Consider the following 17,010-nt stretch of genomic DNA (forward strand, 5'->3'; position numbering starts at 1 on the left):
TGGGTCAACCAGTACGACGGCGGCGACATGACCGCGCCGTTCGGTGGCTTCAAGCAATCGGGCAACGGCCGTGACAAGTCGCTGCACGCATTCGACAAGTACACCGAGCTCAAGGCGACCTGGATCAAGCTCTAAGACCTATGACAACGGCAGGGCGGTCGAGCCGCACCTGCTGGAGAACCACGACATGCAAACCTACGTGAACAGCTATTACGCGGCGACCCGCAACCGGACCGTCGACTACCCCGAGCTCGACCAGTTGGTGGAGTGCGATGTCTGTGTGATCGGCGCCGGCTATACCGGCCTGTCCTCGGCGCTGTTCCTGGCCGAGGCCGGCTACAGCGTCACCGTGCTCGAGTCGGCCAAGGTCGGCTTCGGCGCCAGCGGGCGCAACGGCGGGCAACTGGTCAACTCCTACAGCCGCGACGTGGATGTGATCGAAGAGCGCTACGGGGAAAAGAGCGCCGAGGTGCTCGGCAGCATGATCTTCGAAGGCGCGGACATCATCCGCCAGCGCATCCAGCACTACGACATCCAGTGCGACTACCGTCCTGGCGGTATCTTCGCCGCCCTGAACCCCAAGCAGCTCAAGGGCCTGGCCGAGCAGAAGCGCAACTGGGAACGGTTGGGCAACCACAACCTCCAGCTGCTGGACAAGGCGCAGATCGACCGCGAAGTCGGTACCCGCAACTACGTCGGCGGTTTGCTGGACATGCAGGGCGGGCATATCCACCCGCTGAACCTGGCCCTGGGCGAGGCCAACGCCATCATCGGCCTGGGCGGCAAGATCTTCGAGCAGTCGGCGGCCCTGGAAATCACCTACGGCGAGCCCAACGTGGTGCGCACGGCCAAGGGCGTGGTGCGCGCCAAGTACCTGCTGATCGCCGGCAACGCCTACCTGCAGCAGGACCTGGACCCGCGCGTGACCCGCAAGAGCATGCCCTGCGGTTCGCAGATCGTGGTCACCGAACCATTGCCGCAAGCGCTGGCCCGCAGCCTGATCACCCACAACTATTGCGTGGAAGACTGCAACTACCTGCTGGACTACTTCCGCCTCACCGGCGACAACCGCCTGCTGTACGGCGGCGGGGTGGTCTACGGTGCCCGAGAGCCCAACGACATCGAGCAACTGATCCGGCCGAAGATCCTCAAGACCTTCCCCCAGCTCAAGGACGTGAAGATCGACTACCGCTGGACCGGCAACTTCCTGCTGACCATGTCGCGCATGCCGCAATTCGGCCGGATCGAGAAGAACGCCTACTACATGCAAGGCTACAGCGGCCATGGCGTGACCTGCTCGCACCTGGCGGGCAAGCTGATCGCCGAGATGATTCGTGGCGATGCCGAGCGCTTCAACGCCTTCGCCTCGCTGCCACACATGCCGATGATCGGCGGCCGCACCTTCCAGGCGCCGCTGACCGCCATGGGCGCTGCCTATTACGCCCTGCGTGACCGTTTCGGCATCTAATCCGAAAGGACGCTCGCGCTCTTGTTCTATGCAGGAGCGCAGTTTGCTCGCGATGAACGATGACGCGGTTTGCCAGGCGCCACGGGTCCACAGGCTTGGCGCCCGCTTCGCGGTCGGGCGCAGGACCTCCCAGGGCCCGCAAAACCACCGTAAAATCCCCGTAAACCCCTTGTCGCCAGCCTTTACAGCACCGCCGTCAAACATGTTTAAATAGCCGCCTTTCCGGCTCCAGGGGCAGCCAGATCGCGATTTTCGCGACCCAACCGCCACACGATTCCCTCCAGTTCCTCTCACATAAGGCTGTTATGGACACGGGCACCCGACTCAAACTCGTTCGCGAAAGCTACAACCTCTCCCAGCGCGAGCTGGCCCGGCGTAGCGGCGTTACCAATGCCACCATCTCCCTGATCGAACAGAATCGCGTCAGCCCCTCCGTCAGTTCCCTGAAAAAGCTGCTGGAAGGTATTCCCATGTCCCTGGCCGACTTCTTCACCTTCGACCAGCCCCCCCGTGAGCACCAATACGTATTCCGTGCCAACGAACAACCGGACCTGGGCCGCGACGGCCTGCGCCTGTTGATGGTCGGTGCGCCCCTGGCCAACCGGCAGATGCGCTTTCTGCGCGAGCAGTACGCCCCGGGCGCCAGCTCCGGCGAAGAGCCGATCGTGCACAACGAAGGCGAGGAGTGCGGCCTGGTGATCCGTGGCACCGTGGAACTGACGGTGGATGGCCAGGTGAGCGTGCTCAATCCGGGCGATGGCTACTACTTCCCCACCACCTTGCCCCACAGCTTCAGGAACATTGGCCAGGATGAGGCCGAGATCGTCAGTGCCAACACCCCGGCGAACTTCTGAGCCGGGGTACTGGCCCTGGCTTGGGAACGGTATCCGGCAACGTCGATACCTGGCGGTGGACGCTGAAGAGGACAATGACAGATGGATATTGCTGCACGATTCATCTGCTGGGTCGAGGCGTTGTTCTGGGAGGATGAGCGCTATCGGCTACTGGAGTCTTTCGATGGGGGGCAACGCCCTCGACTCCAGATCGATGGCGCCGAGCTGACCCTGTTCGTCTGGCGGGAGTTCTGCGAGCGCCCAGAGCCGCCGGCCATCCAGGGACCGTCGGTGGATGAAAGCATTGCGAGCCTGCGCAGGGCGTTTGCATCCCTGGCCGATGTCCAGTTGGAGTCAGTCGTGGGGGTAGGGCGCAGGGTGAAAACGGCGGCTCACCGACTGCTGCAGTGGACATTCAGGCGGTAAGCCAACCAGCGGTGCGGGTGCCTGGACGGGCGTATCAGCCCTCTGTCGAAGCCTGGGCCTCGCGGGCGGTCTCTTCGGCCAGCTTCAAGCGGTCGGCCTTGCAGATGTACCTGGGCTTGTTTTTCGGTGCCAGCTTGGCCTTGGCTTTCTTGGCGTGGGCGTCCAGCAGCTGCTTGATTTTCTTGCGACGGTTCATCGTTCTCTACCTGGGGGACAAGCGCGCGGATGATATCAGCTTGAACTGGATCCCCGTACGCGCTTGGGTTGCCGCGTGTCGTCTCAGCAGCCGGGGCCCTTGAGGCCGGTGCCGATGGTGACCGCGGTGACCTGGACCTTTTCAAAGGCCTTCTGGGCCGCGGCGGCGTATTTCTGGTCGCAGTTGAAGCGCGTCTCCATCACATAGTCCTCGCCTTCGGCCTTTTGCATCTGGCTCGCCCATTGGTCGGCAGCGTTGATCGCGGCATCCGAGACCAGCGTCACTTCCAGCAGCACCTGCTTGAAGTCCACGGCATGGGGACCTTCCCACAGCGCATAGACCGAAGGGTCCGCGGCGTTGCCGCACATGCTCAGGCAGTCGGCGCTGTAGCTCAGGCCGCCGCCGGACGAGGCCTCGAAGGCGCCCAGGGTCAGAGGCTGGCCGGGAGCAGGGGCATAGGTACCGACGAACTGGGTCAGGTCGGCCTGGCATTTGGGTCCCAGTTCCATGCGCAGGGCGCTGACCTTGCCGCCTTCCACCGTCGCGGTGATCTGGCAACCCTGGACCTTGAACACATGGGCATTGCCGTTGGATTCCCGGGGGATTCCGGCGATCGATTCGAAGTAGCGCTGGTTGGTGCCCAGCATGTCGCCGGTGAAGACCTCGGCCAAGGAGGCGGCGTGGGCCATGTCGAGCGACAGCGCCAGGGTGGCGGCACAAAGGCTGTAGAGCGCCTTGTTCATGTAAGCATCCTTTCAATTGAGAGACCAATGCCTGGGGTCATCGGCAGGTGGGTTCGGGTGCGGGAGTTTAGCAGCGTTACGGTTGGCCATGACATGCCTGGATGTTGCGATCACTCGGTCCCGGGGCGTCCTCACAAGATCCGTCACACAGGCGGGCTCCGGTCTGAGCCCGATAGGTCTCGTAGATCGGCTGGACCTGCGGGTTATCCAGGCTTTGGTGGGTGATGTCTTCAGCCTGCCGGTGAAACGGTTGGGCAACCTATCGATCGTGCAGGTGTTTTTTCAAGAACAGACGAGTCCGTTCCTGCACCGGGTTCTGCAGGATTTCCCGGGGCGTTCCTTCCTCGACCACCACGCCACCGTCCATGAAGATGATCCGGTCGGCGACCTCGCCGGCAAAGCGCATTTCATGGGTGACGATCAGCATGGTCATGTGTTCGGCGGCAAGCTGCTTCATCACCTGGTTGACCTCTTCGACCAGCTCCGGGTCTAGCGCCGAGGTCGCTTCGTCAAACAGCATCACCTTGGGGCGCATGGCCAGTGCCCTGGCGATGGCCACCCGTTGTTTCTGCCCGCCGGACAGGCGCGAGGGGTATTCGTCTAGCTTGTTGGCCAGGCCCACTTTCTCCAGGTATTCCATGGCCAGCTCGCGAGCCGATTGCTGGCTGAACCCCTTGAGCTTGATCGGGCCGATGGCGATGTTTTCATGCACGGTCAGGTGCGGGAACAGGTTGAAGTGCTGGAACACCATGCCCATCTGCTGGCGCACGCTATTGATGTGCTGCTCGAAGGCCCGGCCTTTCAAGGGGCGGTTGACCTGTTCGCCTTCGAGCCAGATCTGGCCGTCGTCAAGCACCTCAAGGTGGTTGAGCGAGCGTAGCAGGGTACTTTTGCCCGAGCCGCTGGGGCCGATGATGGCGATGATCTGCCCGCGCGCGACGGACAGGTCGATGCCCTTGAGGACTTCCAGTGCGCCATAGGCCTTGCGCGCCCCCTTGACTTGGATCATGAGCTTTTCTGTGGTCATCGTGACATCTCTACCCGGGTTTCAAGAAGGTGCAGGCCGGCTTCCAGAACAAGATTGACGGCGTAATAGATCACCGCGACGGCCAGATAGAATTCGAATGGGCTGTAGGTCTCGCTCACCGCGCGCTGGGCGCTGTAGACCAGTTCGGCAATGCCGATGATGGACACCAGGGAGGTGTCCTTGAGCAGCACGATCAGGTTGTTGCCAAGAGGAGCGATGGTGCGGCGCAGGGCTTGCGGGACGATGATGTAGCGCTGGGTCTGGCTGCGGCTCAGGCCGATGGAACGCGCGCCTTCGACCTGGCCCGGGTCCACCGAGAGCACGCCGGCCCGGATCACGTCGGCATTGTAGACAGCGAAGTGCAGGCTCAGGCCGATGATCCCGGCCATCAATGCCGGGATGTCGATCCCCACTTGCACCAGGCCGTAGTAGATGAGGTACAGCTGTAGCAGCAGCGGGGTGCCCATGAGCAGCCAGGTCATGAAGCGTATGGGCAGCGATACCAGCCTTGGGGTGTAGAGCACGATCAGGGCGAAGGCGATTCCCGCCAGCAGGCTCAAGGCGCTGGAGCTCAGGAACAGGACGACGGTCCACCACAGTCCGGTCGCCAGCAGTTCGGAATAAGGTGTCACGATACTCAGGTCGAGGCTTGGCATTGGAGGGTCTCACTTGGCCGCGAAGCGCTGATCGAGGTGGTCGACCAGCAACCTCACCGCGTAGACCATCACGATGTAAAGCGCGGCCGAAACCATGAAGATTTCAAATGGCTTGTAGGTGGAGCTGATGAACCGCTGCGCGGTATAGGACAGCTCGACCACGGAGATCGTCGACACCAGTGCCGAGCCCTTGATCAATGCCACGGCGTTCACGCCCAGGGGCCTGATCATCAGTTTCGCCGTTTGCGGCAGGGTGATCAGCCAGAGGGTCTGGCCCCTGCTGAAGCCAATGGAGCGAGCGGCTTCCACCTGGCCGGGATCGACGTTACCGATAGCGCCCCGAATGGACTCGGCCATGTAGGCCGCGATGTTCAGGCCCAGGCCGATGACCCCGGCCGAGAACGGCTCCAGTTCCAGGCCGATTTGCGGACCGCCAAAGTAGATGAGGAACAACTGCACCAGGCAGGGCGTGCCGCGGAACACGCTGATATAGAGCCTGGCCAGGCAGCGCAGGATGAAGCTGCCGCACAGGCGCGCCGCCACCAGGACGATGGCGATCAGCAAGCCGAGCGCCAGTGCCAGCAGCGACACTTGCACCGTGATCCACGCGGCCTCCAGGAAGAACGGCAGCGTGCGTTGTATGAGAGTCAGGTCCATGGCGAGGCTCGGCAAAGTCAGCTGGACTGGCTCGACGCCGGGTCGGGCCAGGCGGCGAGGGCGTCAGCGAATATCCTTGCCGATCCACTGCATGGAGATCTTTTCGTAGCTGCCGTCGGCGAGCATCTTGTCCAGCGCCTTCTGCAGCGCCGCCTTGAGTTCGGGGTTGTTCTTGCGCAGCGCGATGCCCATGCCTTCGATGCCGCCATCGCTGTCCGGGGGCGTGATGATGCGCACTTTCTGTCCGGTTTCCTTGACGGCCACCAGCACCGGGACGCTGTCCATCACGATCGCGTCGATCCGCCCGGCCTCCAGGTCGACCAGCATCTCGGGAAGGCCCTTGTAGGTCTTCACCTTCAGGTTGCCGCGGGCCCGGGCCCATTTGTCGTGGGCGTCGCCCAGCGTAACGCCGACCGTCACATCCTTGAGCTGGTCCAGGCTGTGGATCGGCGAGTCATCCTTGACCACGATCGTGCGCCCGGCGTGGTAGTAGGGGCCGGCGAAATCCACGGCCTTCAAACGCTCCGGGGTAATGGTCATGGAGGCGATGATGGCGTCGTATTTCTTGGCCAGGAGCCCGGCGATGATCCCGTCGAATGGCGTGGTGATAATGGTTACCTTCACCCCCAGCCGTTCAGCCAGGGCCTCGCTGATGGAGGCGTCGAACCCGACGATCTGGTTCTGCTCGTTGGCGAAGCTGAAGGGGGAATACTGGCCGCTCATGGCGATGCGGATTTCCCCGGCTTGCTGGATCGTCTGCAGGTCATCGGCCTGGGCGGCAGTGGGACAGAGCAGCGCTGTGGCCGCGACGGTGGATGCGAACAACAGACCCTTGAGCGTTCTGGCTAGCATTGGATGGCACCTTTGAAGAATTTTTATTTGTTTTATCGGGCTCTTCACCCAGGCCTCGCAAAAAGCTTTGCACAGGCCACCCTGGAAAGCACCAGGCAAGGTGTCCGCCTGCCGGGCACATTGCCGGAATTGGCCGGCACTATGCCGGCGCCGCGTGCAACCCGCGCCGGCCACTGGGCGCAGTCGCTACCGCGCCGTTGCTGGCGGCTTATTGCAGCGCCGCCCGGAAGCTGTCGTCCAGCACCTCCAGCAGGAAGTCGGCGTTCTTCTGGCTGAAGATCATCGACGGGCGCATTTTCAGCACATTGTCGTAGGGGCCTTCGGTGCCGATCAGGATGCCGCGCTCGCGGGCGCCATCGGCGACCTTCCGGGCCAGCTCGGTGGCGGGGCGCTTGCTCTTGCGATCGGTCACCAGCTCTATGCCCAGGAACAGCCCCAGCCCGCGCACATCGCCAATGGCCTCGTAGCGTTGTTGCAGCCGGCCAAAGCCTGCGAGCAGGTAATTGCCGATGGTCAGGGCGTTGAGCTTCAGGTCGTCGCGCTCGATCACCTCCAGCACGCTAAGCCCCACGGCGCACGAGACCGGGCTGCCGGCGAAGGTGTTGAAGTACTCCATGCCGTTGTCGAAGCTGTCGGCCAGCTCCCGCGTGGTAACCACCGCCGACAGCGGATGGCCGTTGCCGATGGGCTTGCCCATGGACACCGCATCGGGCACCACCCCCTGGGTCTCGAAGGCCCACCAGTGGCTGCCCACCCGGCCAAAGCCGACCTGGACCTCGTCGGCCAGGCACAGGCCGCCTGCGGCGCGAACCATGGCATAGACCTCCTGCAAGTAGTTCTCCGGGAAGAACAGTTGCCCGGCGACACTGGGAATGGACTCCGCCAGAAAGAACGCCGGCGCTCGACCCTGCTTGCGCATGCTCTGGATCTGTTCGGCCACGCTTTGCGCGAAGCGCTGGCCCAGTTCCTCGAACGGCCAGTCGTCGGCGGCGCGGTACACATCCGGGACGCTGGCCTCGAACACGTGCGCGGCGCGGCCCTTGCCGGCCTTGCGCTTGTACTTGTAGGGGCTCAGGTCGATCAGTTCCTGGGTCGTCCCGTGGTAGGCCCAGTCCAGCACGATGGCCTCGTCGCGCCCGGTGTGATTGCGCGCCATGCGCAGCATCAGGCTATTGGCCTCGCTGCCCGAGCAACCGAAGGAGGCGACCGTCAGCCCCGCGGGCAGGGTGGCGGTGAGCCGCTCTGCATACTCCACGATAGTGTCGTGCAGGTAGCGGGTGTTGGTGTTCAGGCGCGATGCCTGGCGCGCCAGCGCTTGCACCACGTCCGGGTGGCTGTGGCCCAGGTGGCAGACGTTGTTGAAGCAGTCCAGGTAGGCCCGGCCGAAGTTGTCGATCAACCAGACGCCATCGCCGCGCACGAACTTGATCGGGTCCGAATAGGAAATCGACAGGTTGGGCAGCAGCAGCTCCTTGCGCTTGGCCACGATCTCGGCCTTGGTCCTTCCCTCCTGGCTGTAGGTTTCCGCGGGGATGCCGGCCAGGGTCGATGCATCGGGGAACAGGTCGGCCCACACATCCAGGTAGGCCCGCTCGCCAACGCCGATGAACTCGCAGGCCTTGAGCCGGGTGTCGGTGGACATCTGCAGGTGCAGGTGGGGCAGCCAGCCGCCGTTTTCCGTGTCCGCGCCCATGTAGCCCAGCAGTGCGCCGGCTTCCAGGTGGTCGCCGGGCTTCAGGCGCTCCAGGGCTTCGTGGGCCAGGTGGCCCCACAGGGTCAGGAAGGGCGGGCAACCCTGCGGCGCGTGCTCGAGCATGATCAAGCCGCCATAGCCAAGGGGTTCGGATTCCACCTCGACGCTGCGCACCACGCCGGCCACCGGGGTGTACAGCGGGGTGCCGGCGGGCATGATCAGGTCCACGCCGAGGTGGATGATCCGGCGTTGCCCTTCGATGAAGCGCGAGACGAATGCGGCGTCGGTGTAGATGGTCCGCTCTTCGCCCCAGGGGCCGATGCCGAGGGGGACCTTGTGCCGGGCAGAGAAATCGTTCCACCACTGGGCCGCCTCCGCCGGACGTTGGGCGGCCGAGGCGATCGTCATCGCATGGGAGGCGTCCGCGAACGGCACTATGACCTTGTTCAGGGTCGCCGCCGCTGGCCGTACGATATCCGCGAACGACTTGCGGTTGTCCATGACCCAGCGGCGCACCTCGCCGGCGCCTTCCGTGGCGTCATGGCCACAAGCCTTGCGCAGGATCGCCGTCGCCAGTCGCGGGGGCATGCGGTCCAGCCTTTCCAGCAGGCGCCAGGCCGGGGCTTCGCTGATCGCCAGGTAGGGGTTGTCCTGGACTTGCTCTTGCCGCGATGCCGACAAGGTGACGCTGATGACCAGGCGCATGGCGATCAGGTTGAACAGTACATCCAGCTCTTGCGGTTGCAGGGGGAAGCGCTCGTGGAAGCCGGCAGTGAGGGCCGCGGCCGCGCCGATCGGATCTTCCATGTCGAGGATGGCGTAGGCGCAGGCAATGGCGACTTCGGCGATGAGCACCGTATGCAGCGCATCGCCAAAATCGATGATGCCCGCGACCTGCTGGTGGTTCTGCGGGTCGACGAGGATGTTCCAGTCGTTGCCGTCGTTGTGGATGACCTGGGTGCGCAAGCGCGCGAGCTTCGGCTGCACCGTGCTTTGGAAAGCATCGATGAAGCGCTCGAGGATGGCTCTTTTACCGGGGTCCTTGACCAAGTGCAGGCGTGACCTGGAGCGTGCGGCGTGGCGCAGGTCCCAGTCCAGGTCCCGTACCGCGCCCGGATGCATGAAGCCCTGCAGTGCGCGATCCAGGTTGCCGAACGCCTGGCCCAGGCTGCGCATCAGCCCGGGCGTGCGCTTGGCCTCGGCCAGGGGTGTGCCGTGCAGCCAGCTGACCAGGCGGACCGCATGGGTCTCGCCGGACGGGGCCAGCGCAGAGGCGAGGAAGTCGCCTGCAAGGCTGGTCTTGAGCTGGGGCACGGCAAGTTCGGGATCGCTGTTGGCGAGGTGGTCGAGGAGGGCCGTTTGCAGCTCGCTTTCGGTGCGCGGTTCGCTGGAGTTGACCACTTTCAGGATCCATCCCGCGTCGGTTCCTGTCTGCAAGCGGAAGTTGCAGTCGCGTTCGCTAGCCAGGGGCGTGGCGGTGCCGGTGACATTGAACAACTGCTCGGCCAGCTGTTCGGCGGCGCTGCTGGAGAACTGCGGGGCGGGATGGCGAAGGTCGGTCATGGCGGCGGTTTTCCAAGTGGTTTTTTTCAGTTAGCTTGGCATGCGCGGCCCGGGTGGGCAGTAGGTATGCGGTCGGCCCTGGCCGGCATATTGTCGGAATCGACCGGCACAAAATCGGTAGCGGACTTGAGGAGTTGCAATGCGCGACCTCGACGCAAAAGATCGCGAAATACTCGAAATCCTGTCCAAGGAAGCGCGGATTGCCTTGAAGGCCCTGGCCGCGCGAATCGGCCTTTCACGAAGCGCCACCAGCGAGCGGGTCATCAACCTTGAACGCAGTGGGGTGATCAGGGGCTACCGGGCCGATATCGGCGAAATCGATGCCCATGTGATTCGCGCCATCTTGCTGGTGAGCCTCAAGCGCACGCCGGCCATGGGCTTGCTCGACGTCCTGGCGCAACACTCGCAGGTGCGCCGCGTCTCCTCGGTCAGTGGCCAGCTCGACCTGGTGATCGAGATCGAGGCGCGGACCATCGATGATTTGAACCGGGTCCGGGACGCCGTGGCCACTCACGAATCGGTCGAGGACATCACCACGGCGGTCGTCCTGCGTCGTGATATCGATCGACAAAGCGCCTGATTCGCCGCGCGGGCCAGATCGGCCGGCAGGCTGCCCTGCCGCCTGGTCTCCCGGTTGCCCGGGCTGTGGGGCAGGCCTGTCGCCTGGCTGCAATTGTGGGCTTCGCGGCCTGTACAATCCTTGTCGGCAAATAATAAAATGAGAAGCATTATCATTAATGCGAATCTCCCATGCACGACAACAGCACTGCCTCGCCCGTCGCCCAGTTGTATGTGAACCATCATGGCTGGCTGCGTGGCTGGCTGCACCGGCGCCTGGGGCACAGTGCCGATGCCGAGGACTTGGCCCACGATACCTTCATTCGCGTGCTGCGCTCCAAGGAAGACGTACATGAGTTGCGCCAGCCCATGGCATTTCTCGCCACCATCGCCAACGGCCTGTTGATCAACCGCTGGCGGCGCCAGGCGATCGAGCGCGCTTACCTGGAAGCCCTGGCGGCGCGACCGGTGGCCGAGGAGCCATCACCGCAGGAGCGGCACCTGATGATCGAGACCCTGCTGGAGCTGGACTCGCTGCTGGTGGGGTTGTCGATGCAGGTGCGGCAGATTTTCTTCCTGTCCCAGCTCGACGGCCTGACCTACCCGCAGATCGCCGCGCAGTTGAACCTGAGCGTGGCCCAGGTGCAGCGGGCCATGGGCAAGGCCTTCAGTGTCTGCTACGCGAGCCGTTTCGAATGAGTGGCATGGCGCTCGATCCACGGGTGCGCGACAGCGCCATCGACTGGCTGGTGCGCTCGCAGTCCGGGTTGATGAGCGTTGGCGAGCAACAGGCCCTGGAGCGCTGGCGGCAGTCCTGCGCCGAACATGAACAGGCCTGGCAGCGGGTCAGCAGCCTGCCATTGTTGTTGCAACCTGGCGTGGGGCTGTTGGCCGATGCGACGGCCCGGCGGACCTTGGAGGCTGCCGGAGCCGATCCTCGGCGGCGCCGGCAACTGCTCAAGTGCCTGCTGGCTTTCGGGTTGCTGGGCGGGGTGTGCTGGCAGGGGGCGGATTCGACCCTGGTGCGCTCGGCCCTGGCCACCTACCGCACAGGTATTGGCGAACGGCGGCGCTGGACTCTGGCCGATGGCAGTGCGCTGTGGCTGAACACCGCCAGTGCGGTCGAGCTCGAGTTCAATGCGCAGCGACGCCACTTGCAACTGATCGAGGGCGAGCTGGCGCTCGATGTGCGTGCGCAGGCTCCGGCACTGCGACTGTTGACTCCCGATGCGTTGCTCCATGGCCATGGTGCCCATCTGCTGGTACGCCATGATTTCCTGGGGACACAGGTCACGGTTTTGCGCGGGCAGGTGCAGGTAGAGGCTCGGCAGCGCCCGGCATTCCTCAGCCTGGAGGCTGGCTGGCGGGCGCGGGTCGACAGCCGTGGCGTCGGGGTGCCGAGTCCGGTCGATCCGTCCCTGGCCCAGGCCTGGCTGCGAGGCATCCTGCCGGCCGAACGCATGCGCCTGGACCAATTGCTGGCCGAGCTGTCGCGCTATCGCACGGGCATCCTGCGGTGCAGCGAAGCGGTGGCGGCCTTGCGGGTGACCGGCAGTTTCCAGTTGGACGACACCGATGCGGCCCTGGCGCTGCTGGTCCGCACGCTGCCCGTGCGTATCGAACGCCGAACCCGCTACTGGGTGACCCTGGTGTCCGCCTGAAAATATTTTTCTTCTCCTGCGCAGTTTTTGCCGAGCTGGCGGGGCCTCCAGGTATTACCCACCGGGGCAGGTGGGTGCCAACCCCCTAGGAGCCTTGCATGACATTCCCCGCCCGTGCCTTGCGCACCCGCACTCTTACCCTGCTTTTTCTCAGCTTGCAGCCACTGGGCAGCGAGCTGGCGTTCGCCGTCGGCGAGCGCCAGTACCAGATCGACGCGGGACCGCTGGATGAGGTCCTGGCGCGCTTCGGAGCCCAGGCCGGGCTCAGCATGGCCGGCAACGCCTTGCTCACCGCAGGCAAGAGCAGCCGGGGCCTGCATGGCGAGTTCACTGCCGAGCACGGCTTGAGCCAGTTGCTGGAGGGCACCGGCCTGGGTTATCAGCGCCAGCCCGGCGGTGGTTATGCCTTGCGCTTGCGCCAGGAGTCGGTAGCCCTGCCAGTGCAGAAGGTCAGGGGCGAGAATCCTGACCAGGACGAGGTCTACCGAGCGCCACGTTCTTCGGTGTACATCTCCAGCGAAGACATGCAGCGCTTCGGCGTGGTTTCGGTGGGCGACATGCTCAAGGGCCAACCCGGCGTACAGGTAGGTGACAGCCGCAATGGCGGTGGCTTGGATGTGAACATCCGCGGCATTCAGGGGCAGAGTCGGGTGGCGGTGACGGTGGACGGTTCGCAGCAGGCACTGGACGTCTATCGTGGCTATGCCGGAACCCAGCAGCGCAGCTACATCGATCCCGACCTGATCAGCGACATCAGCATCGACAAGGGGCCGAGCCTGACTTCCAGCGCCATCGGCGGCACGGTGAAAATGCGCACCATCGGCGTCGACGACATCCTGCGCGAGGGTAAGGATGTCGGCCTGCGCTTGAAGGGCGACCTGTGGAGCAACGGCGTCGCGCCGGCCTCGCGCGATGGTCATTCCAGGACCCAGGACCTGTACTCCGAGCCGCACCAGAGCCGTGGTGGCCTGTTCGGTTCGGAAGCGGAAGCCGGCAGCGCCGCGTTCGCCTATCGCCATGACCTGTTCGACGTAGTGGCCGCCTATGCCAAGCGCAACCAGGGCAACTACTTCGCCGGCAAGAAGGGCCAGCACCGCTACCGCGTCTACAACCGCTATGGCGACGAAGAGAGCAGCGTAGCCAAGACCTACAACGCCGGCGAGGAGGTGCTCAACTCCTCGTCACGGACCGAGTCGTTCCTGCTCAAGACCACCCTGCGCCCGGCGGACGGCCACACCTTCGAGTTGGGCTATCGCCGCTACGACGGGCGCATTGGCGAAATCATGCCTTCGGACATCTTCCGTTTCGGCACCGGCGGCATCTACCAGTACCCGTTGGGCCAGACCAAGATCGACACTTATACCGCGCGCTACAACTACCTGCCCGATAACAACCCATTGGTGGACCTGACCGCCAACGTGTGGATGACCGATGCACAGACCAGCCAGCTGACTTCGGTGGCGGCGCCGGCCTCCCAGGCCTATCGCTCGGACCGTAGCTGGAGCCGTCAGGCCGACCAGCGCATCGGTGGCGACTTGAACAACAGCTCACGGTTCAAGACCGACTACGGTGACTTGAAGCTGGACCTGGGCGGTTCGTTCCAGATCGAGGACCTCAAGCCACAGAAAGGCGTAGCCACCACCCAGCACGACATCAACGCCAACCGCATGCTGCGCGAAGGTTCGCGGCAGGAGTTCAGCCTCAACGGCAAGCTGGAATACAAGCCAGTGGAGAGCCTCACCCTGTGGGGCGGCGGACGCTACACCTACTACCGCACCAAGGATGAGATTCCCCAGGCCAGCGCCCGCCGCGAGGAGCTCGAACACAAGTACGTGATGGTTTCCAAGCCCGGCAGCTATGGCTACCTGATGTGGTTCCCCGATCAGAACGGCCAGTACACCGATGCCACCGACCCGCGGTTGAACAACGGTACGGTGTTCACCAATACCAACTTCCCATTCGAAGGCACGCCCTACAACCAGTATGGCGCCACCAGCACCAGCGTCTATGGCGCCCAGTTGGGGGAGGTGGTCACCGGCTACGACTACTCCGGCAAGGACCGCAACAGTGGCAGCGCCTTCGCTCCGGCCTTCGGCGTCAACCTGGAAGTGGCCCCCGATACCTTTGTCTACGCCTCCTACACCCAGGGCATGCGCATGCCTTCGCTGTTCGAGACCAGCCAGGGGGTACTGCAGACCATGCCGGGCAAGAACCTCAAGCCCGAGCGCTCGAGCAACTGGGAAATCGGCGCCAGCACGCTGCAGAAAGACTTGCTGGTGGACGGTGACTCGGCGGCGATCAAGGTCGCCTACTTCAACAACACCATCAAGAACTACATCACTCGCTACTACGACCCAAGCCCGGGCCTGTGGGGCCTGATGCGCTTCAGCAACACCGACAGCTTCAAGACCAGCGGCCTGGAGCTGCAGACCCGCTACGACGCTGGCCGGGTGTTCGCCGACCTGTCGTCCACCTACTACCTGAAGACCGAAACCTGCGACTCGCAATTCGCCGCTACGTTGCGGGCCACCAGCAACCGCTACCAGCCAACTGCCGATACGCCGAACTGTACCCCGGGCAGTTTCATGGGCTCCTACACCAACACCCAGAACCCGCCGCGGATCGCCGGCAACCTGACCACCGGCTTGCGCTTCTTCGACCAGAGCCTGACGCTCGGTACCCGCATCACCTATACCTCGGGGCCTACCGTCACCGCCGACAAACCCTGGCAGACCGGCGCCACCACCCCGCAGTTGAACTACCGGGAAGTTGCCCTGGTGGATCTGTTCCTCGACTACAAGCTGCAGGATCACGCCAGCTTCAATGTCTCGTTGCAGAACCTCACCGATCGCTATTACCTGGACCCGCTGGCGCAGAGCTTCATGCCCGCGCCGGGGCGCACACTGCGGGTGGGGATGCAGGCGAAGTTCTAAGGACGGGCAAGGAGCGCGTCGGCGTGGGCCGATGCGCTCCTTGGGAGGGTGAACGAGCCGCAGCCGCTCACTCGGTGCGGGGGCTAGAAGGCGATTTCAACGGGCGTCCGGTTGCGGAACAGGTCCATGACCGGGCAAGAGTGGTCAACGCTTTCCTTGAGGGCCATGAGGTCCTCTCTACTGGCGGTGCTATCGAACTTGACTGTCCCGCGTATGTTGGTGAAGCCGGGGCGGGCTTCATCATCGACCGCGAAGAACCCCCTGAGATCGAGTGTCCCTTCAAGGGTGACGCTGACTTCCTTGAGCGGTATCCCGAGGGCGGCCGCATGGAGGTGATAACTGATTTCCTGGCAGGTCGCCAGGGAGGCGAGGGCGATCTCCACGGGGTTGGGACCCTGGTTCGTTCCCCCCAGGTTTTGCGGTTCATCGATATCCAGGACGAACTCGCGGATTTTTACCCGACGATGCAGCGCACCATCGCCGCTGCTGCTCACCGAGAAAGTCGCCGTGGCCTTTCCCGGGTTGGCCCGGAAAAAATCCTGGCTCGAGAGAAACAGTGATTGCAGATGTTCGGACATGCACAGCTCCTTTGTGTTTGCAGGTTCGATGGCTGGATTTGTAGCGAGTGCGGGAGGGTCGTGCAACCCGGATCGTCAGGGTCGCAGGCTGCACCGCGCCTCTTCGGCCTGCAGGCGCAGGATCAGCCCCGACTGGAACTCGATCACCAGGTGGTGATCGGCGGGGAAGTCGTCGCTGAGGTAGAACTCACTGGTGGCAGCGTCCTGCGGGACCACGCCGATGGCGTGCAGGCAACGATCGTCCTCCGGGCCCCAGGCGCAATCACGGCCATCGGCCGAGAAATAGCTCACGCCGCTGAAAAACAGGTCGATCGCCTCGGGCTCCTCGGGAGGCACCCAGGGTTCTGGCCATCGGCGAAAGTGCAGGGCCAGGGTGCGGCTCGTAACGTCGTACCGGATAGGCTCGGCTTGGTAGAAGTTGTGCAGGTCGTAGGCGCGGCCCTGTACCTCCACTTCGATGTGTCCTAGCGCGAAATCGTGAAATAGCATGCTCGTCCTCGTTCCGGGAGGCCGTTGGGCGGCCGGGCAGGTGTTTTCAGCTGCCTGGGACCAGGCCTTCCTCCAGCAAGGTCAGGGCGCCGACGATCAGGGCATGCATGCCCTGGATCAGCTCGGCCTCCATCTCCGCCACTTCCGCCAGGCGCTCGGCCTCGAGCTCGGGTTCACGCCCGGACACCGCATACACCGTGTCGGCCACGGCGAAGCAGTGGAACGCCACCGTGGCCAGCAACCAGCGGGCCTGCTGCGGGTCGATGTCATAGGCCTGGGCGATATGCAGCTGGTGCTCGTGGATCTTGTCCAGCATCGGCTGGGTCGCCGCCAACCGGCGAATCATGTAGGGCGTCAAGCCCGGATGCGCCTTGACGAATTCCCGTGCCGAGGTGGCGAACAGGATCAGGTAGTCCTTGAGGCTGGTGCGCTGCTCGGCGTTGGCCCGGGGGATCTGCCAGCGCTGGAACAGCTCCTCGGCGATCAGGCTCTTGAGCGCCTCGAGCCCCGCAATGTGCTTGTACAGCGCCATATGGCTGACGCCCAGGGCGGCGGCGACGCCGACGAAAGTGATGTTCGACAGGCCGATGCCGATGCCGGCATCGGCGATCCGTTCCCGGGTGATGGTGCGCGGGCGCCCGCGCGCCGGGGTTTTCTGTGGCGGTTCCATGGAGAGG

Annotated in this window: 17 protein-coding genes and 1 pseudogene; 8 read left to right on the forward strand and 10 right to left on the reverse strand. The window is 64.0% G+C overall.

What is annotated here, in order from left to right:
- The 4 genes and pseudogenes from H7A76_RS20180 to H7A76_RS20195 form a co-directional block, all read left to right on the forward strand.
- A partial coding sequence (locus tag H7A76_RS20180) for an aldehyde dehydrogenase family protein (RefSeq protein WP_185700120.1) occupies positions 1 to 135 on the forward strand: 135 nt, incomplete at its 5' end.
- Between the two features lie 52 nt (positions 136 to 187).
- Positions 188 to 1,468 (forward strand): FAD-binding oxidoreductase, encoded by a 1,281-nt coding sequence (locus H7A76_RS20185; RefSeq protein WP_185700121.1) that lies wholly within the window; start codon positions 188 to 190, stop codon positions 1,466 to 1,468.
- A gap of 305 nt (positions 1,469 to 1,773) precedes the next feature.
- Positions 1,774 to 2,322: a cupin domain-containing protein gene (locus H7A76_RS20190; RefSeq protein WP_185700122.1), complete on the forward strand. Its 549-nt coding sequence runs from the start codon at positions 1,774 to 1,776 to the stop codon at positions 2,320 to 2,322.
- 108 nt (positions 2,323 to 2,430) lie between these two features.
- A pseudogene (locus tag H7A76_RS20195) lies at positions 2,431 to 2,727 on the forward strand (hypothetical protein); the annotation flags it as partial.
- 34 nt (positions 2,728 to 2,761) lie between these two features.
- On the opposite strand, the gene H7A76_RS20200 reads toward H7A76_RS20195, so the two are convergent.
- From H7A76_RS20200 to H7A76_RS20230, 7 genes are all read right to left on the reverse strand, one after another.
- Positions 2,762 to 2,923 carry a DUF2986 domain-containing protein gene (locus H7A76_RS20200; protein ID WP_185700124.1) on the reverse strand — a complete coding sequence of 54 codons (162 nt, stop codon included), beginning with the start codon at positions 2,921 to 2,923 and terminating at the stop codon, positions 2,762 to 2,764.
- A gap of 83 nt (positions 2,924 to 3,006) precedes the next feature.
- Positions 3,007 to 3,666 carry a hypothetical protein gene (locus tag H7A76_RS20205; protein WP_185700125.1) on the reverse strand — a complete coding sequence of 220 codons (660 nt, stop codon included), beginning with the start codon at positions 3,664 to 3,666 and terminating at the stop codon, positions 3,007 to 3,009.
- A 259-nt stretch (positions 3,667 to 3,925) separates the two neighbouring features.
- Positions 3,926 to 4,675 carry an amino acid ABC transporter ATP-binding protein gene (locus H7A76_RS20210; RefSeq protein WP_185700126.1) on the reverse strand — a complete coding sequence of 250 codons (750 nt, stop codon included), beginning with the start codon at positions 4,673 to 4,675 and terminating at the stop codon, positions 3,926 to 3,928.
- A gap of 14 nt (positions 4,676 to 4,689) precedes the next feature.
- On the reverse strand, positions 4,690 to 5,349 hold the full coding sequence (locus H7A76_RS20215; protein ID WP_185700127.1) for an amino acid ABC transporter permease: 660 nt from the start codon (positions 5,347 to 5,349) through the stop codon (positions 4,690 to 4,692).
- A 9-nt stretch (positions 5,350 to 5,358) separates the two neighbouring features.
- Positions 5,359 to 6,006: an amino acid ABC transporter permease gene (locus tag H7A76_RS20220; protein ID WP_185700128.1), complete on the reverse strand. Its 648-nt coding sequence runs from the start codon at positions 6,004 to 6,006 to the stop codon at positions 5,359 to 5,361.
- Between the two features lie 63 nt (positions 6,007 to 6,069).
- Positions 6,070 to 6,858 carry an ABC transporter substrate-binding protein gene (locus H7A76_RS20225; protein ID WP_185700129.1) on the reverse strand — a complete coding sequence of 263 codons (789 nt, stop codon included), beginning with the start codon at positions 6,856 to 6,858 and terminating at the stop codon, positions 6,070 to 6,072.
- A gap of 208 nt (positions 6,859 to 7,066) precedes the next feature.
- On the reverse strand, positions 7,067 to 10,114 hold the full coding sequence (locus H7A76_RS20230; protein WP_185700130.1) for an aminotransferase class III-fold pyridoxal phosphate-dependent enzyme: 3,048 nt from the start codon (positions 10,112 to 10,114) through the stop codon (positions 7,067 to 7,069).
- 139 nt (positions 10,115 to 10,253) lie between these two features.
- Between H7A76_RS20230 and H7A76_RS20235 the strand changes: the two genes are divergently transcribed.
- The 4 genes from H7A76_RS20235 to H7A76_RS20250 all read left to right on the forward strand — a co-directional run bounded on the left by H7A76_RS20235 (position 10,254) and on the right by H7A76_RS20250 (position 15,266).
- A complete protein-coding gene (locus tag H7A76_RS20235) occupies positions 10,254 to 10,694 on the forward strand; it encodes an Lrp/AsnC family transcriptional regulator (RefSeq protein WP_185700131.1) in 441 nt (146 codons plus the stop codon).
- 170 nt (positions 10,695 to 10,864) lie between these two features.
- Entirely contained in the window at positions 10,865 to 11,371 is a 507-nt protein-coding gene (locus H7A76_RS20240) for a sigma-70 family RNA polymerase sigma factor (protein ID WP_185700132.1), read from the forward strand.
- The gene (locus tag H7A76_RS20245) at positions 11,368 to 12,333 is read left to right on the forward strand and encodes a FecR domain-containing protein (protein WP_185700133.1); all 966 of its coding nucleotides are present in this window, start codon (positions 11,368 to 11,370) and stop codon (positions 12,331 to 12,333) included. The genes H7A76_RS20240 and H7A76_RS20245 overlap by 4 nt, the downstream gene beginning before the upstream one ends.
- A gap of 98 nt (positions 12,334 to 12,431) precedes the next feature.
- On the forward strand, positions 12,432 to 15,266 hold the full coding sequence (locus tag H7A76_RS20250) for a TonB-dependent receptor (protein ID WP_185700134.1): 2,835 nt from the start codon (positions 12,432 to 12,434) through the stop codon (positions 15,264 to 15,266).
- Between the two features lie 83 nt (positions 15,267 to 15,349).
- Here H7A76_RS20250 and H7A76_RS20255 read toward each other — a convergent pair whose 3' ends face one another.
- The 3 genes from H7A76_RS20255 to H7A76_RS20265 form a co-directional block, all read right to left on the reverse strand.
- Positions 15,350 to 15,844: an OsmC family protein gene (locus tag H7A76_RS20255; RefSeq protein ID WP_185700135.1), complete on the reverse strand. Its 495-nt coding sequence runs from the start codon at positions 15,842 to 15,844 to the stop codon at positions 15,350 to 15,352.
- A 75-nt stretch (positions 15,845 to 15,919) separates the two neighbouring features.
- The gene (locus H7A76_RS20260; protein ID WP_185700136.1) at positions 15,920 to 16,333 is read right to left on the reverse strand and encodes a hypothetical protein; all 414 of its coding nucleotides are present in this window, start codon (positions 16,331 to 16,333) and stop codon (positions 15,920 to 15,922) included.
- Positions 16,334 to 16,379: 46 nt separating this feature from the next.
- Positions 16,380 to 17,003 (reverse strand): TetR/AcrR family transcriptional regulator, encoded by a 624-nt coding sequence (locus H7A76_RS20265; protein WP_185700137.1) that lies wholly within the window; start codon positions 17,001 to 17,003, stop codon positions 16,380 to 16,382.
- Between the last annotated feature and the right edge of the window lie 7 nt (positions 17,004 to 17,010).

Origin of the sequence: Pseudomonas sp. MSSRFD41, assembly GCF_014230245.1 — a bacterium.
Taxonomy (GTDB): Bacteria; Pseudomonadota; Gammaproteobacteria; order Pseudomonadales; family Pseudomonadaceae; genus Aquipseudomonas; species Aquipseudomonas piscis.

Excerpts from the sequence above, each read along its gene's own strand:
- H7A76_RS20240 (WP_185700132.1), top strand. The coding sequence starts at position 10,865 with ATGCACGACAACAGCACTGCCTCGCCCGTCGCCCAGTTGTATGTGAAC.
- H7A76_RS20215 (WP_185700127.1), bottom strand. The coding sequence starts at position 5,349 with ATGCCAAGCCTCGACCTGAGTATCGTGACACCTTATTCCGAACTGCTG.
- H7A76_RS20205 (WP_185700125.1), bottom strand. The coding sequence starts at position 3,666 with ATGAACAAGGCGCTCTACAGCCTTTGTGCCGCCACCCTGGCGCTGTCG.
- H7A76_RS20185 (WP_185700121.1), top strand. The coding sequence starts at position 188 with ATGCAAACCTACGTGAACAGCTATTACGCGGCGACCCGCAACCGGACC.
- H7A76_RS20265 (WP_185700137.1), bottom strand. The coding sequence starts at position 17,003 with ATGGAACCGCCACAGAAAACCCCGGCGCGCGGGCGCCCGCGCACCATC.
- H7A76_RS20210 (WP_185700126.1), bottom strand. The coding sequence starts at position 4,675 with ATGATCCAAGTCAAGGGGGCGCGCAAGGCCTATGGCGCACTGGAAGTC.
- H7A76_RS20200 (WP_185700124.1), bottom strand. The coding sequence starts at position 2,923 with ATGAACCGTCGCAAGAAAATCAAGCAGCTGCTGGACGCCCACGCCAAG.
- H7A76_RS20255 (WP_185700135.1), bottom strand. The coding sequence starts at position 15,844 with ATGTCCGAACATCTGCAATCACTGTTTCTCTCGAGCCAGGATTTTTTC.
- H7A76_RS20245 (WP_185700133.1), top strand. The coding sequence starts at position 11,368 with ATGAGTGGCATGGCGCTCGATCCACGGGTGCGCGACAGCGCCATCGAC.
- H7A76_RS20260 (WP_185700136.1), bottom strand. The coding sequence starts at position 16,333 with ATGCTATTTCACGATTTCGCGCTAGGACACATCGAAGTGGAGGTACAG.
- H7A76_RS20235 (WP_185700131.1), top strand. The coding sequence starts at position 10,254 with ATGCGCGACCTCGACGCAAAAGATCGCGAAATACTCGAAATCCTGTCC.
- H7A76_RS20225 (WP_185700129.1), bottom strand. The coding sequence starts at position 6,858 with ATGCTAGCCAGAACGCTCAAGGGTCTGTTGTTCGCATCCACCGTCGCG.
- H7A76_RS20250 (WP_185700134.1), top strand. The coding sequence starts at position 12,432 with ATGACATTCCCCGCCCGTGCCTTGCGCACCCGCACTCTTACCCTGCTT.
- H7A76_RS20220 (WP_185700128.1), bottom strand. The coding sequence starts at position 6,006 with ATGGACCTGACTCTCATACAACGCACGCTGCCGTTCTTCCTGGAGGCC.
- H7A76_RS20230 (WP_185700130.1), bottom strand. The coding sequence starts at position 10,114 with ATGACCGACCTTCGCCATCCCGCCCCGCAGTTCTCCAGCAGCGCCGCC.
- H7A76_RS20190 (WP_185700122.1), top strand. The coding sequence starts at position 1,774 with ATGGACACGGGCACCCGACTCAAACTCGTTCGCGAAAGCTACAACCTC.